The 13,368-nt window shown below is 35.8% G+C and carries 9 protein-coding genes and 6 pseudogenes; 6 read left to right on the plus strand and 9 right to left on the minus strand.

Annotated features, from left to right (window positions below; all coding sequences use genetic code 11):
• Nucleotides 1-55: 55 nt before the first annotated feature.
• A pseudogene (locus EGX70_RS11170) lies at nucleotides 56-401 on the plus strand (transposase); the annotation flags it as partial.
• A gap of 33 nt (nucleotides 402-434) precedes the next feature.
• Here EGX70_RS11170 and EGX70_RS04215 read toward each other — a convergent pair.
• From EGX70_RS04215 to EGX70_RS04240, 6 genes and pseudogenes are all read right to left on the minus strand, one after another.
• Nucleotides 435-1,037 (minus strand): annotated as a pseudogene (locus tag EGX70_RS04215) (class C sortase); the annotation flags it as partial.
• A gap of 40 nt (nucleotides 1,038-1,077) precedes the next feature.
• Nucleotides 1,078-3,750, minus strand: coding sequence for a SpaA isopeptide-forming pilin-related protein (locus EGX70_RS04220; protein WP_001868236.1), 2,673 nt, complete (start codon nucleotides 3,748-3,750; stop codon nucleotides 1,078-1,080).
• Nucleotides 3,751-3,831: 81 nt separating this feature from the next.
• Complete coding sequence (gene srtC2 / locus EGX70_RS04225) at nucleotides 3,832-4,683, minus strand: class C sortase SrtC2 (RefSeq protein ID WP_000746885.1); 852 nt, start codon at nucleotides 4,681-4,683, stop codon at nucleotides 3,832-3,834.
• Nucleotides 4,640-5,557: a class C sortase SrtC1 gene (gene srtC1, locus EGX70_RS04230; RefSeq protein ID WP_000529914.1), complete on the minus strand. Its 918-nt coding sequence runs from the start codon at nucleotides 5,555-5,557 to the stop codon at nucleotides 4,640-4,642. Before srtC1 ends, srtC2 begins: the two co-directional genes overlap by 44 nt.
• A 1-nt stretch (nucleotide 5,558) precedes the next feature.
• Nucleotides 5,559-6,482 carry a collagen binding domain-containing protein gene (locus EGX70_RS04235; protein WP_000815035.1) on the minus strand — a complete coding sequence of 308 codons (924 nt, stop codon included), beginning with the start codon at nucleotides 6,480-6,482 and terminating at the stop codon, nucleotides 5,559-5,561.
• An 88-nt stretch (nucleotides 6,483-6,570) separates the two neighbouring features.
• Nucleotides 6,571-8,235 (minus strand): SpaH/EbpB family LPXTG-anchored major pilin, encoded by a 1,665-nt coding sequence (locus EGX70_RS04240; RefSeq protein ID WP_000777399.1) that lies wholly within the window; start codon nucleotides 8,233-8,235, stop codon nucleotides 6,571-6,573.
• 381 nt (nucleotides 8,236-8,616) lie between these two features.
• On the opposite strand from EGX70_RS04240, the gene EGX70_RS04245 reads away from it, so the two are divergent.
• Together EGX70_RS04245 and EGX70_RS04250 are read left to right on the plus strand one after the other, a co-directional pair.
• Nucleotides 8,617-9,825: a YSIRK-targeted surface antigen transcriptional regulator gene (locus EGX70_RS04245; RefSeq protein WP_123948145.1), complete on the plus strand. Its 1,209-nt coding sequence runs from the start codon at nucleotides 8,617-8,619 to the stop codon at nucleotides 9,823-9,825.
• A gap of 193 nt (nucleotides 9,826-10,018) precedes the next feature.
• A pseudogene (locus EGX70_RS04250) lies at nucleotides 10,019-10,513 on the plus strand (Hsp33 family molecular chaperone HslO); the annotation flags it as partial.
• Nucleotide 10,514: 1 nt separating this feature from the next.
• Here EGX70_RS04250 and EGX70_RS04255 read toward each other — a convergent pair.
• Nucleotides 10,515-10,743: pseudogene (locus tag EGX70_RS04255) on the minus strand (plasmid mobilization relaxosome protein MobC); the annotation flags it as partial.
• A 9-nt stretch (nucleotides 10,744-10,752) separates the two neighbouring features.
• A pseudogene (locus tag EGX70_RS11060) lies at nucleotides 10,753-10,941 on the minus strand (hypothetical protein); the annotation flags it as partial.
• An 81-nt stretch (nucleotides 10,942-11,022) separates the two neighbouring features.
• Between EGX70_RS11060 and EGX70_RS04260 the strand changes: the two are divergent.
• A pseudogene (locus EGX70_RS04260) lies at nucleotides 11,023-12,166 on the plus strand (IS3-like element ISSag5 family transposase).
• Nucleotides 12,167-12,286: 120 nt separating this feature from the next.
• On the opposite strand, the gene EGX70_RS04270 reads toward EGX70_RS04260, so the two are convergent.
• Nucleotides 12,287-12,619, minus strand: a complete 333-nt coding sequence (locus EGX70_RS04270; RefSeq protein WP_000944932.1) for a YSIRK-type signal peptide-containing protein — start codon at nucleotides 12,617-12,619, stop codon at nucleotides 12,287-12,289.
• A gap of 182 nt (nucleotides 12,620-12,801) precedes the next feature.
• Here EGX70_RS04270 and EGX70_RS11175 point away from each other — a divergent pair, with 182 nt between their 5' ends.
• Together EGX70_RS11175 and EGX70_RS11180 are read left to right on the plus strand one after the other, a co-directional pair.
• Entirely contained in the window at nucleotides 12,802-13,110 is a 309-nt protein-coding gene (locus EGX70_RS11175; protein WP_001876114.1) for a TetR/AcrR family transcriptional regulator, read from the plus strand.
• Nucleotides 13,111-13,138: 28 nt separating this feature from the next.
• Entirely contained in the window at nucleotides 13,139-13,327 is a 189-nt protein-coding gene (locus tag EGX70_RS11180; protein ID WP_001878804.1) for a TetR-like C-terminal domain-containing protein, read from the plus strand.
• Nucleotides 13,328-13,368 lie beyond the last annotated feature (41 nt).

Genomic DNA, 13,368 nt, shown 5'->3' on the forward strand with positions numbered 1-13,368 from the left:
AACTCCTAATGGCTTCATGATATCAAAGCTAGACTGACTTTGAGGTATAAAAGTTTTCTCAGATGAGCTCCGCTATTATAACGACCTTTATCAGCTCATACTCTTTCATTTCTAAGAAAAGCGAACAACTGAATTCTTTAGCTTCATAGATGATAACGTAACAACTGGCAATTCTGCTTTTAAAATGGTCTTTAGGACCTTCATGAAGTACAAAACTTACATCACAAACGCCCTCAGCTATCCCTTTCCAATGCCAAATTAGAAGCGACCAACAAGCTTATCAAAGACATCAAGCGACAAGCCTTTGGCTTTCGCAACTTTAAAAATTTTTAAAGCAAAATTCTCATCGCTTTGAACATCCAAAAAGAGAGAGAACCAAGCTGATTCTCTCTCGTTGTTAATGATAAGTCACCCATTACAGTTGACAAAGAGCCCATATAAGGTGTACAGGTCAGAAGGGTAACATAATCTTTATCCTCTTCAATGCTCACGGCATCCAATTGGCTAGGTTCAATCACCATGATACGATCCACTTGATAAGCCAAGGTTTCTTTCAGATTGGTAACATAAAAATAATCACCTTTTTTCATCTTATCCAAATCCGCAAACAACCGAGCAGCTGACATACCTCTTTGACCGCTCAAGACCGCATGTGTAGAAGCCCCTCCAATCGGCAAACTTATCCCTTCTAGATGACCAACTCCCCGTTGCAGATTGTCCTCTTCTGAACCAGCGTAGATTGGTAAATCCTGATTGATTTTTGGAATCATCACATGGTCAACCTGCTCTCTGACTTCTAACATCCTAGCGTATTCAGTCCACCCTGCCTTTTTTGCTCCTCAGAATAAGAATCTCTCAGCACAGATTGAGTCGACTGACTACTTGTTCCAGAAATACTAGCATTGTAGGCTTTAGCCAGACCTAACCGTCGTTGAATCTCCGTACGGTCAATGGTTGTAACTGTTCTTTTAAAGGCATTAATATTGGCATGAGAAGCTTGATAATAACTAATCTGACTGACAATAGGGAAAGGCCAAAACTAGTCATTTTCTATTATTTAATAATTTCAACGACACCTTACAATTGTTTACGACGGAAAGAACAAATGGTAAGTATCATAAAAGTAGAACCAACTAATATATAGACAATTGTACCAATTCCCCCTGTTTTAGGAAAAACACCTGGTGGGCGTTTGGGAGTGTTGGTAATAAGATGTTTACCATTTCCTTCAAGATACCCGATTTGATTTTTATTAGCATTTGGATCTGCTTTCAGGTTCGTAACTTCTCCATTTTGAATTGTAAATGTCACAACAGGTTTCGTTTTAACCTCTATATAGCCATCTGGACTTGAAATTTCATATAATTTATAGTTACCATCTTGAAGTGCTTTAAAATAAATTTTACCATCATTCTTTGTTGTAACATCACTTCCCTCTGGAACAAATTGCTTATACCCAGAAAAATCTTTTTCTATCTGAAGTTGAAACTTAGCTCCCAAAAGCGATTCTGAATGTTTGTCTTTATTAACTTTAATAAATTCAACCTCACCCATTTTCTTCTGATTACTGATGGTTAGTACCGGAAACTCACGAACATCACGAATTTTGGGAATTGGGAAATCACGAATAGTATTTGGTTCTTTTTCACTCTTCGGACTTAGCGTTGTACGATTATTTGTATTGTAAAATTTGTTACTTATATAGTTATCTTTTAAACGTACATCATAGGTAAGAACTACTTTTTGTCCACTTCCTAAGTTCAAATGATTGATTTTGATGGTTTGAGATGTCTTATCATAAGTCACTGTAACATCTTTTAAAATTCCCCCATCACTGTTTGGTCCACCAAGAGCCACACCATTTTTTAATTGACTGCCATCATTTCCAACCAAAACGTAATCATCATGTGTAAAACTTTGACCATTTTTTAATTGGAATTCAATCATCTCTCCCATAGGATCAGTCACATTTCCATCAACAATAGAATGTTTTTCCTCAACAATTGTTTTAAAGTATTTATTTAGCTCATCATAAATTTTATTTGTATCATCAACATTAGTATAATTTTCTGTTTTACTTGATATTGATTGCATAAATTTCTCAGCTTCAAGAGGAGTTGCACCAGGATCTCCGTTTACACCAATCCCAACAGTAAAAATGTCATAACCTTTAGGTCTTATATTTCCATTAAAGTATAATGTTGTTGGCTCACCATGAGTTTTGATTTGTTTCGTTGCAGAAACTTTCTTTGTCTTAGGATCAAATGGATAGACCCAGTTGTAATCTCTCCAATAGAGATAAATATATCCACTATTAATTGCATATCCCTCATTACTCATTACAGAGAGTTGATTTTGCGGTACTCGATAAGCTGCTTGTGTCGTTCCTCCAGTAACAGGAACTTTTCTATCCGAAAACAGTTTAAAACTCTCTCCATCTCCTTTTACTATTTGATAATCATCACCATTGATTATAAAATCCTCTTGGAGAATACCACTTCTATCTGGTATTTTATTTAAAAAAGAATTAAACTGGTTTTGGTAAGATGTTGATATATAAGGATTAAAATTTATGGCATAAGACATCGTAGGGACACCATCAGTTACGTGAAAAATAAGTTTTTTTCTAGCATTAGAACTTTGTGTCTCTAAAATTTCATTTGCTTTCATTAGAGCTTTTTGAGTAAATGTCGCACCAAATTGATAGAGCGTGCGATCCCCATTTATATGCTCCGCTTCCTTTGGAATTCTTGACTTTAGAATATTAACTTCGTTAGCATCATTTGTTAAATTTAAATAACTGTAATTATGTGTAGTTGCTGTAAAAGTAGTTTTATGATAATCCCATGATACACTATCATTCAGCGCTTTACCATTTTGATCGGCAACTCCCTTTGATACGGTCGCTTCAGTACCATCAAAAATGGTTGAGGCATATGTCACAAGAGCTACTCTATTGTCTTTATTTGATGTAATTTTATCAATCAGCTTTTCAACTGCTTCCCCAGCTTTTAATGCTCTTTGAGAATTATTGGCTCTTTCATTATTCATACTATTTGAATTATCTAATAGCACAACGACATCTAGTGGTTGATTAAGTTCTTTCGTTTCAACAGTGGTTTTACCCTCAACAGTTAATTCAATTTTATATTTATTCTTATCGAGATCATTGACCCCTGTAATTTTTTTTGATAACCAACCTTCAGCAATCTCTCTTCGACCATCTTTTCCATTTATTGGATTCAATGCTTTGTATTGTTCACCAACTTTGGAACCCTCTACATTAACTAATGGGTAATTTTCTTTTGTATCCTCATAAATAGCTGATTTTGGATATTGGGCATTCAAAACTTCTTTTCGTTTCTCTGCTTTATCTGCATCCATACCCTCGATTATTGTTGCTCCGTTATCTGCAACTTTAACTTTCCAGGTTTTATCAGTTTTTTTATAACCAATTGGTGCTGTTTCTTCTCTTAATGTGTAGTCTCCAGGTTTTATGTTTTCAAAGGTTGCTTCTCCAGAACCCTCTACCGTTTCGTGACTTGTTTCTGACTTATCATTGTCATTTTTTAACACAAAAGTCGCTTTGCCTAATGGTGTAGCATTGTCTCCCGTTTTTTTAACAATTACTTTTCCAAGTGCTTGATTGGTATCTTGGGTTTCACCTTGTACCAATATACCAAATGGAATTTGGGACAGGATTAGTAAAGTAACTGATAACCCTCTCCATATTTTTTGTCTCTTTTTCATTTTTCTCCCTTCTAGATAACCATTATTCACAATCATCATTAGTCACCTATTTGATAAGTAAGTAAGCCATTCACAACATCGTTATTGACGATGTTGCATCCATCTTCTCATCATTATCACGATGAAGAGTCCAATTAATAATACTAGTAGTATCTTCAACACTAGTGACAAACGATAATCTTGTACGGTTTGTTCTTTGTGCTTTTCCGCCTCGGTAGAATCATAAGGAATACGCTCTCCTTTTACCAAGAGACGATGACTATTGATCATGTAAGGTGTGCAAGTCAGCAAGGTTATATAATCCTTACCATTGACAATCTTAACCTCACTTAAAGCTGTTGGATCCACAACTTTGATAGACACGACTTTGTAGGCAAGTGTTTCCTTGATGTTCGTCACATAGAAAATCTGGCCTTTTTTAACTTTATTTAAGTCGGTAAATAGCCTAGCTGTTGGCAAGCCACGGTGGGCAGTTAGTACTGAATGGGTTGACAAACCTCCCACTGGAAGACTGGTTCCCTCCAAATGCCCACTACCTTTCTGAAGCACAGTTTCGGATGTTCCAGCATAAATTGGAATATCAACCCCAATACTTGGGATTGCCACATGACCTATTTGCTCATGAACTTCAAGCATACGAGCATACTCTCTCAAACCTTCTTTTTGCTTACTGGTAAAAGGGTCTATAAGCAAGGGATTCCTTGATAACGTCTCATTGTAAGCATTAGCTAAAGCGATGCGTCGTTCAACCGTATTAGTATCAATCTTAGCGACTTCCCGCTTAAATTGATTAATATTTTGATGCGAAGCAAGGTAGTAACTTACCTGGCTCACAATCGGAAATAAGAGAATCAGACTTCCCATCACAAAAATGAGGGTTCTGATTTTATTATTTCGAATTATTGTGACTATTTTGACTAGCCGCTTTTTCATTCTTTCTCCGCTTTTTCTGTTTCGTCTTTTTAAACCAAATGAGAAGCGACAGCAAGATAAGTCCAACGACTACCCACATAGCATAGGTTAGGTATTGTTGTTGCCTGAAGGTCTTTGAATCTTTCTGCACTGTTTTTTCCACATAAGGAATTCGCTTGCCTCGAACGAGGAGGCGATGACTATTTATCATATAAGGTGTGCAAGTTAATAGGGTGACGTGATCTTCTCCTTGAATCACGTACAAATCCTCTAACTGATCAGGGGCGATAACTTTGATTTGGTCTACCTGATAAGCAATCTTTCCGCCGATGTGTTCAATGTAAAAACGGTCACCTACTGTTACCTTGTCTAAATTGGTAAATAGCTTGGCCGTTGGTAGCCCTCGATGGGCAGTTAGAACGGCATGAGTTGACTCACCACCGACTGGAAGACTGGTCCCCTCTAAATGTCCAACGCCCCTCTGAAGATTTTCTTCAGCAGAGCCAGCGTAAATAGGGATATCCTGATTAATTCTTGGAATAATCACATGACCTATTTGTTCTTTGACTTCAAGCATGCGGGCGTACTCAACGACCCCTGCCTGCTTTTGTTCAGCAGAGTAGGGGTCTTTAAGCGCTGGATATTCGCCATTAGTTTTGGCACCTGCTATACTGGCGTTATAAGCATAAGCAAGTTCTAAACGCCGATTAATCTCCACCCGGTCAATCTTGGTAACAGCTTCTTTAAAAGCATTAATATTGGCGTGAGAGGCTTGAAAGTACATGACCTGACTAACGATGGGAAATGCCAAAACAAGGAAACCCGCTAAGAAAATTAAACGAAAAATCCATATACGAATATTCGTAGCTAGAGATATTTTTGATTTTTGTCCCATGCTAATCCTTATTTTGATGTTTCCGATGTTTTGATAGTAATCGTAAGGCTAAAGCAATTAAAATACCACCAATAATTACAAGTGCCATTGCCTGTTGCTCACCTGTTTTGGGAATAAGACCTCCTCGAGATGGCACTTTAGGTGTCGGAACTTTTTTATTTTCAATCGTTACTGTTACTGTTTTTGATTTTTCAATAGTCACAGCAGTCTCTGCCTGTCCGATCTGATATCCTGACTGTGTCTCGATTTCTTTTAAGACATAGTCCCCATGGATGAGCCCGGAAATTCTGATATGCCCTGATGAATCTGTTTCTAAATGTTTTGCAGCGTCAATATCTTGAGAATGCACCCCATTTTTCACACGAATAGGAGTCCTACCATTCTTTTCATAAAGTTCAAAGACAACGCCTGCTAGTGGTTTTTTGGTATCACCATCCACACCAACTTTAAGCAAGTCCAACTCACCTGTGGACCAGATGATTTTAGGATAAATCACTTTATCCTCAGACAAGTCAACCAAGAAAGCTGAGACATTACGATTTTTTTCACCGGCTTTAACCGCCAGACCATAATAAATTCCATCTGGTAGTTGGTTAAATGTAGCCTTTCCTTGTTGATTAGTAGTGGCTTCAAAAACCTGCTGCGCCTGTTTTTTCAATTCTGTGATAGTTAGGGAATTCCAATGTGCCAACAAATCGCCATCTTCAGTTGATTTTAATTGGTACAACTGATAGAGTACTCCTTCAATTGGAGTCCCTTCTTTAGGGGCAATCTCCAACTGTGGATTTGGACGATCAATATCCCTTGCTTCAAGATGAACAATCGTCAACTGATGAGTTTCTTGCGCTAAAACAGTTTGGCTAATTCCAAACATAGTCCCTAACATCAACAGAAAAGAAAACATAAGTTTTAATGTTTGTTTCATGATGTTCCTTTATTTTAAAAACGACAAAAAGAGAAATAAGGCTATTTCTCTTTTCTTAAACATGGTTACTTAAGAAGTAGCCTTTTATTTAGTTATCTTTTGTACGACGCTTCATCCCCTTAACAGCAAAAGCCATCACCGCAGCACCGATAGCGACAAAGATAGCCGTACCAATACCACCAGTATTAGGGATTGAAGGACGTTTGTTGTTTTTAATTGTATCAGGTGTTGCATCAGCACTATCAACCGTGATGTCAGTTGGTTTTGTATTATAAGATGTTTGTGATACTGTAAACTCGATTTCTTTATCAGGGATTACATAACCTTCTGGTGCTTTTGTTTCTTTTAATTTGTAAGTTACTGCTGTACCCTCTGCATTCGCATCAACTGCATAAGCCAAACCTTTAATCTCAAACGTACCGTCTGTATGTGATTTCAATTTGATTGGTTGCCCAGTAACAGCTTCTCCAGCAATATAGTTTTTATTAGTATTCGCTTTAATAAGAGCATCTGTCCATTTTACTGCTGTCCCATCAGAAGCCAACAAATCAAACTCAGCACCACCTAGTGTTTGTGTTTCTGTTGAGTCTTTCTTTACAAATCGTTTCCCACCAGTATGAACTTCTGGTTTTCTTGGAGGATTAGATGGTTTTGGATTGTCAGCTTTATCAGGAGTATGGTCATATTGAAGTTCAAAAGTATTTTCAATTGCTTTTCCTAAAACTGCTTTTTCATTAATAGTTGATGCAACTGGAATTTCCAAAAATGCCGCATCATCTGTATTTGCAGTAGCTTTATCAAGAGCATCTTGATTTTTAACAAGGGTCATTCCTTTAAGTAGCTCAGCAATTTCTTTAAATTTCTCTGGTTTAAACGTAATTTTTAATGTATTTTGGTTATCAACTGTTGGTTCATCAATAGTGTAGTGCTCATCTCTATTCAGTGTTTTCGAACCAATCTTGATTTTTCCAACAGATTTATAAGTCAAGCCATCTGCAAATTTATCAGTAATTTCAAATTTTTCATAGTCACCTAAATTGGCAGGGATTGTAGATTTCAAGAACCATTTGAATTCTTCACCAATCGTATAACCTGCATCGTCCTGACCTAATTTTTTAACATCTTTATCTGTTTTTGGTTCATCAGTTACAACGTTTTTAGGGTAAATATTAATTTCAGAAAGGAAACCTGTACCTGTAGAGTTAGCAACTGGTAATTCCAACACAAACGGTACAGCATAAGCTTTGGTAATGTTTGAAGGTGAATTCTTTAAATCTTCTACATACAAGTATCTCACATTACTTTTTGAATCCAGAGCATCGACGACCAAACCTTGAGCATTAGTTTTTTGAGGTAGACTGACACCTTCTTCAAGAATCGTTCCAACTTTTGCATCTGCTGCTTCAACTGTTGTCAATTTTTTCAATTCATCAACAGAAATATCCGTCTTGACTTTATAACGTTTAAACTGTACACCTTGCAAACCTTTTACATTGTCACCAAGTTTAGCATAGTTAGATATTACTTCGCCGTCTTTATTCTCGATACCACCATTAGAAGTAATTTCCGATTTATAACTATCAGCTTGTAATTTATAGATATTTACTGTTGTTTTCGCTGGGCGTTCTTGTGACACTTCTGCAGCTCTTACAATACTCATTCCAGTCGCAAACTGAGCTACTGGTTCAACAGTTGACCCCGCCACTATTGTTAAAACAGCAGCCGAAAACAATAACTTCTTCGATAATTTCATTAAAAGTTCTCTCCTCGCTTTTCCCTTTGTTCTTTGTAAGTGCTGATTATTATTAAGCACAAAACTATTAAAGTTTAGCACAGATTTTCTTAAAAAATTTGCTTATTTTAAATTCGTGTTTATTTTTACTATTTTTATTTATTTTTTCAGACGGAAGATTAAAAATATATGTGGATTTTCAAAGTTATATTTTTAACAAAATCACCTTTATTTGTCATATAAATAGTAGTATAATAATGGTGAGAGATGATGAAGAGAGAGTTTGCTAATTAGCGTGTCTTTTTAGTGTATCCACAAGATAGTTGTTTTCATCATTTTATTTTGTAGTCTTTACAAACCTAAAGAAAAATTCTAGAAATGATAATGAAGGCGGTCTATCAAATGGTTACATTCGATTTTAAACATGTTCAAACATTGCATACCATATCTCAACTACCTATTTCAGTCATGTCACGAGACAAGGAACTCGTTCAGTTATATGGTAACGAAGACTATCTGTTGCCTTACTATCAGTTTTTAAAACATTTAGCTATCCCTTATAACCAAGATATCACTGTTTATGAGGGTCTTTTTGAAGAATCATTCTTAATTTTTCCTGTCTGTCAATATCTTATTGCTATTGGACCATTTTATCCCTATAGCCCTGATATCAATAGGCAAGAACAGTTATCCAGTCGCTTTCTAGAACAATTTTCTCATCGTAGTAAAAAAGAAATCTTATCCTATATAAAGCTTGTCCCTTGTTTTCCTACTACCAGTATACGTAGTCTTCTTGTGTCTATCGATGCCTTTTTCCAAACACAGTTTGAGGCTAGTTGCCAACAAGCCATCAATCATTTATTAGAAGAGTCAGAACAGATTGTTGCGGATCCTGATATTGTTCTTCACCTAAAACATACTAAGAAAAACTCTTTTCAGTTACCCACTGTTTTAAACCATCTCAATCACATTATTGATCTCGTTAAGCTGGGTAACACTCAACTGTTAAAGCAAGAAATTAATCGCCTCCCATCATCCAGTGTTACCTCATCTTCAATCCCTGCCCTAAGAGCTGAAAAGAACTTAACTGTTGTTTACTTAACAAAATTACTAGAATTAAGTTTCGAGAAAAATACTGATGTGGCTAAAAGTTATGCGCTGGTAAAGCACTATATGGCTTTAAACGAAGAGGCTCCTGATCTTATTGATGTTTCAAGAATTCGCTGTGCAGCTCTTATTGATTTTTCAGAATCCTTAACCAATAAGAGCATCTCTGACAAGCAGCAAATGTACAATAGTATTCTCCATTATGTGGACAACCACCTCTACTCCAAACTCAAAGTATCTGATATTGCCAACTACCTATATATCTCAAATTCCCACTTACGCTCGGTTTTTAAAAAATACTCTGACATTTCCTTGCAAAGTTATATTCTAAAGGCAAAAATTAAGGAGGGACAATTACTACTGCAAAGAGGGGTACCGATTGGGGAAGTAGCGAAATTATTACATTTTTACGACACCACACATTTTCTTAAAACCTTTAAAAAATACGTGGGAATATCTTCAAACAAATATCTTACTAAATATCGTGAGACCTCATGCCAGTAACATAGCAATCCATGAAGGTACGGAATTATTTCATCGTCCTTTTGCCTTCATCTGAAACGACTAAAAACAGCCTTCTCGTTTAAACGGAAGACTCTTTTGTTACCTTTCAAAATCCACTGGCACTACTTTTTAGTCTAAAATTTTCAGCTAATCCAGTCCATACAAACTCTCTCTTTGTGCTATAACATAGGTTATGGATAAAATTATTAAATCAATTTCTGCCTCTGGTGCCTTCAGGTCTTATGTCCTCGATAGCACCGAGACTGTTAAATTGGCTCAGGAAAAACATCATACCTTGTCGTCTTCAACAGTTGCTCTTGGTCGCACCCTGATTGCTAATCAAATATTAGCGGCTAATCAAAAAGGCGATAGCAAGATTACGGTTAAAGTCATCGGTGATTCTTCCTTTGGTCATATTATCTCTGTTGCAGATACCAAAGGGCATGTTAAGGGGTACATCCAAAATACTGGTGTTGACATCAAAAAACGGCCACAGGTGAAGTTTTGGTTGGCCCTTTTATGGGGAATGGTCATTTTGTGACCATCATCGACTATGGCACAGGTAATCCCTATACCTCAACAACGCCTCTTATTACTGGGAAAATTGGTGAGGATTTTGCTTATTACTTAACCGAATCAGAGCACCCCCCCTGCTGTTGGGCTTAACGTGCTTCTCGATGAAAGTGATACTGAGCCTGAGAAATTAGATGGCTTTGGTTGATAGCACGCGAAATTTGATTGATGTTATTTCCAATCCGTGTTAATCGTGACAAATGACATATTGGGATTAAGAAGAACTCTTCTAGCATAGACTGAGAAATTTTGACAATTGCTCTTAGCAATCCGCTCATTTAATTGATTCAATTCTGAATCTGTTAGAAAGACTTTTTTGAGATTGGTACGATAACGATAAACAATTGCAGCCTCCTAACCCATATACTTTTCACGAAACTCACGACTGAGTGGCTGTGTTTGATTGACTTCCACAATCAATTCATGAACGCAGGTCAATAAGATTGACACGTGTTCATGAGTCACTTGATGATTCTCTCTTGCGATAATCAAAACTTCCTGCACATCTCAACTAATCTGCTCAAACTTTTGGTATTGCCAAAGGGTAGATGTATACTATAAAAGTAGACAAAACTTTGTGTGTTACAATCTGTTTTAAAAGACACAAAAACGAAAGGACAACCTATGTCAACATTTAAACGCTATGATGAAGAATTCAAACAATCTCTTGTTAACCTTTATCAAACTGGAAAAACTCAGTCTGAACTCTGTAAAGACTATAGGGTATCCACTTCTGCGCTTGCAAAATGGATCAAACAGTACTCTCAATTCAAACTCGAAGATAATTCTGTACTTACTGCCAAGCAAATACAAGAGTTACAAAAACGTAATGCGCAGCTTGAAGAGGAGAACCTTATCCTAAAAAAAGCAAGTGCCATATTCATGCAAAACTTAAATAAGACTCCTCGCTGTCTATCGGTTACGCTTTGAACACGCCACAACAACCTTGTGTCGTGTTTTACGTGGCAATCGCTCCACTTACTATAAATTTCTAAAACATAAGCCCTCAAAAAGAGAATTGGATAATCAAATTTATAAAAAACAAATACTTGAGATTTATACCAAAGCAAACAAAAGACTTGGTGTGAAGTCTATCAAAGTCATTCTTCAAAGAGACTACGACACAAAAATCTCTGAAGGAAGAATTTACCATCTGATGAAGAATATGGCGCTCCCTAAAATGGCTACCGTTAAGCCAAAAACAGCTCTTAAAAAGACTCAAAAAACGTATCCTCAAAACTTACTCAACCAGAAATTTTATCCTGACAAACCTAATCAAGTATGGTCTACTGACTTCACCTATATTTCTATTGGATATAAGAAATATGTCTATCTCTGCGCAATACTTGATCTCTATTCTAGAAAATGTATTGCTTGGAAATTGAGTCACCGTATGGATGCAAAGTTAGCATGTAACACTCTAGAATTAGCTCTTAATAAAAGAAAGATTGAAGGAACACTTCTCTTTCATTCCGACCAAGGGTCACAATTTAAGGCCAGGGAATTTAGAAAAATAATTGATGACAACAATATCATGCATTCTTTTTCTAAACCTGGATATCCTTATGATAATGCCGTAACTGAAGCATTTTTCAAGTATTTAAAGCATAGACAAATCAACCGAAAACATTATCAAAATATCAAACAGGTTCAATTAGACTGCTTTGAATACATTGAGAATTTTTATAACAATTACATCCCACATACGGCTAATCTAGGACTAACCCCTAATCAGAAAGAAGAAAATTATTTTAACGCAATAAAATAACACGGTTTTCTGTCTACTTATTTGACATTAGTCCACTCTGTGAATTCAGATGTGGAAGAAGAAGTAACTCGCAATGTTTTATTTGCTTCTTTTTCGTGTGTCACTGGAACCGCTGCATCTTCAGCATTCTAATCCTACAGCATGCTCCGCTGATTCTGTAGGATTAGAATGAGATGCATCTGTTGATAACACTGCTGAAGTTGACGTATCTGTCGCAAGACTTGTTACATCTGAAGTAGGCTGTGTAACAGTAACTTCCGGTTTTACACCAGCTGTTTGTGGTACCTCAGTACTCATAATGCTTGACTCATCCGCCAAAACAGAATGACTACTCATTCCTAGAAATGTCAATCCAATTAATACCGATGCTACACCAAATTTGAATTTCTTAATCGAAAAACGCTGTTTCGTATGTGCGACATTATAATTTCTTTGCTTATACTTCCTAAGCATAACTTCTCTCCTTTTCAAAAGTAAAAATAGATTAACCAATAAAGTTATCTATTTTTACTTTTTTTAAAGTTTTACTGTTTTACATTATCTCGATAAATGTGAACTATTATTTGAATTTGTATTGTATAATCACATTCGATAAGATTTATAACTTTAAGATTTTATATAAAGGTGATAGTATATTGGTAAGTTCAGATAACACTAATTTAAAATTTTTAAAAGCTTTCTCAGAATTGTTAAAGATGAGGAGCTTTGAGCAAATTAAAGTTAGCGATTTAGCAAAAAAAGCTCGACTTAGTAGAAGATCTTTCTATAATCATTACAATTCAAAAGAAGACTTCCTTAGGGAGTCTATTTTAATAATCTTTGATGATATCACAAAAATTTTAAATAATGATTTATTATATGAAGAAGTGGTCTTAAAGGAGATGCTTAGCTATATGTATATAAATAAAGAAATTATTAAATCCTTTGTTTTTTCCGAATATTGACAACATAATTAAAAACTATATCAAAGAGATGATTACACATTCCGATATACCAGACTTACAAAAACAACTGGAAACAGCATATCAAGTTCCATATTCTTTCGCTCTTGGTATTTATATCTCAACAATTGAAAGTATTATTTTAAATTGGATAGATCATGACTTTACTGAAGAGCCTGAAGAAATAGCAAGATATATTACATCTATCGTGAGAATTTAATATTTGTATTAGAAAAAATAATATTTCTTTTCCTCATCTAA

It is taken from the genome of Streptococcus sp. FDAARGOS_522 (assembly GCF_003812445.1).
GTDB lineage: Bacteria > Bacillota > Bacilli > Lactobacillales > Streptococcaceae > Streptococcus > Streptococcus agalactiae.

Bases quoted from the DNA above. Each gene is read 5' to 3' on its own strand.
- EGX70_RS04245 (WP_123948145.1), top strand. From the start codon at position 8,617: ATGGTTACATTCGATTTTAAACATGTTCAAACATTGCATACCATATCT.
- EGX70_RS04270 (WP_000944932.1), bottom strand. From the start codon at position 12,619: ATGCTTAGGAAGTATAAGCAAAGAAATTATAATGTCGCACATACGAAA.
- EGX70_RS11180 (WP_001878804.1), top strand. From the start codon at position 13,139: ATGATTACACATTCCGATATACCAGACTTACAAAAACAACTGGAAACA.
- srtC2 (WP_000746885.1), bottom strand. From the start codon at position 4,683: ATGAAAAAGCGGCTAGTCAAAATAGTCACAATAATTCGAAATAATAAA.
- EGX70_RS04235 (WP_000815035.1), bottom strand. From the start codon at position 6,482: ATGAAACAAACATTAAAACTTATGTTTTCTTTTCTGTTGATGTTAGGG.
- srtC1 (WP_000529914.1), bottom strand. From the start codon at position 5,557: ATGGGACAAAAATCAAAAATATCTCTAGCTACGAATATTCGTATATGG.
- EGX70_RS04220 (WP_001868236.1), bottom strand. From the start codon at position 3,750: ATGAAAAAGAGACAAAAAATATGGAGAGGGTTATCAGTTACTTTACTA.
- EGX70_RS04240 (WP_000777399.1), bottom strand. From the start codon at position 8,235: ATGAAATTATCGAAGAAGTTATTGTTTTCGGCTGCTGTTTTAACAATA.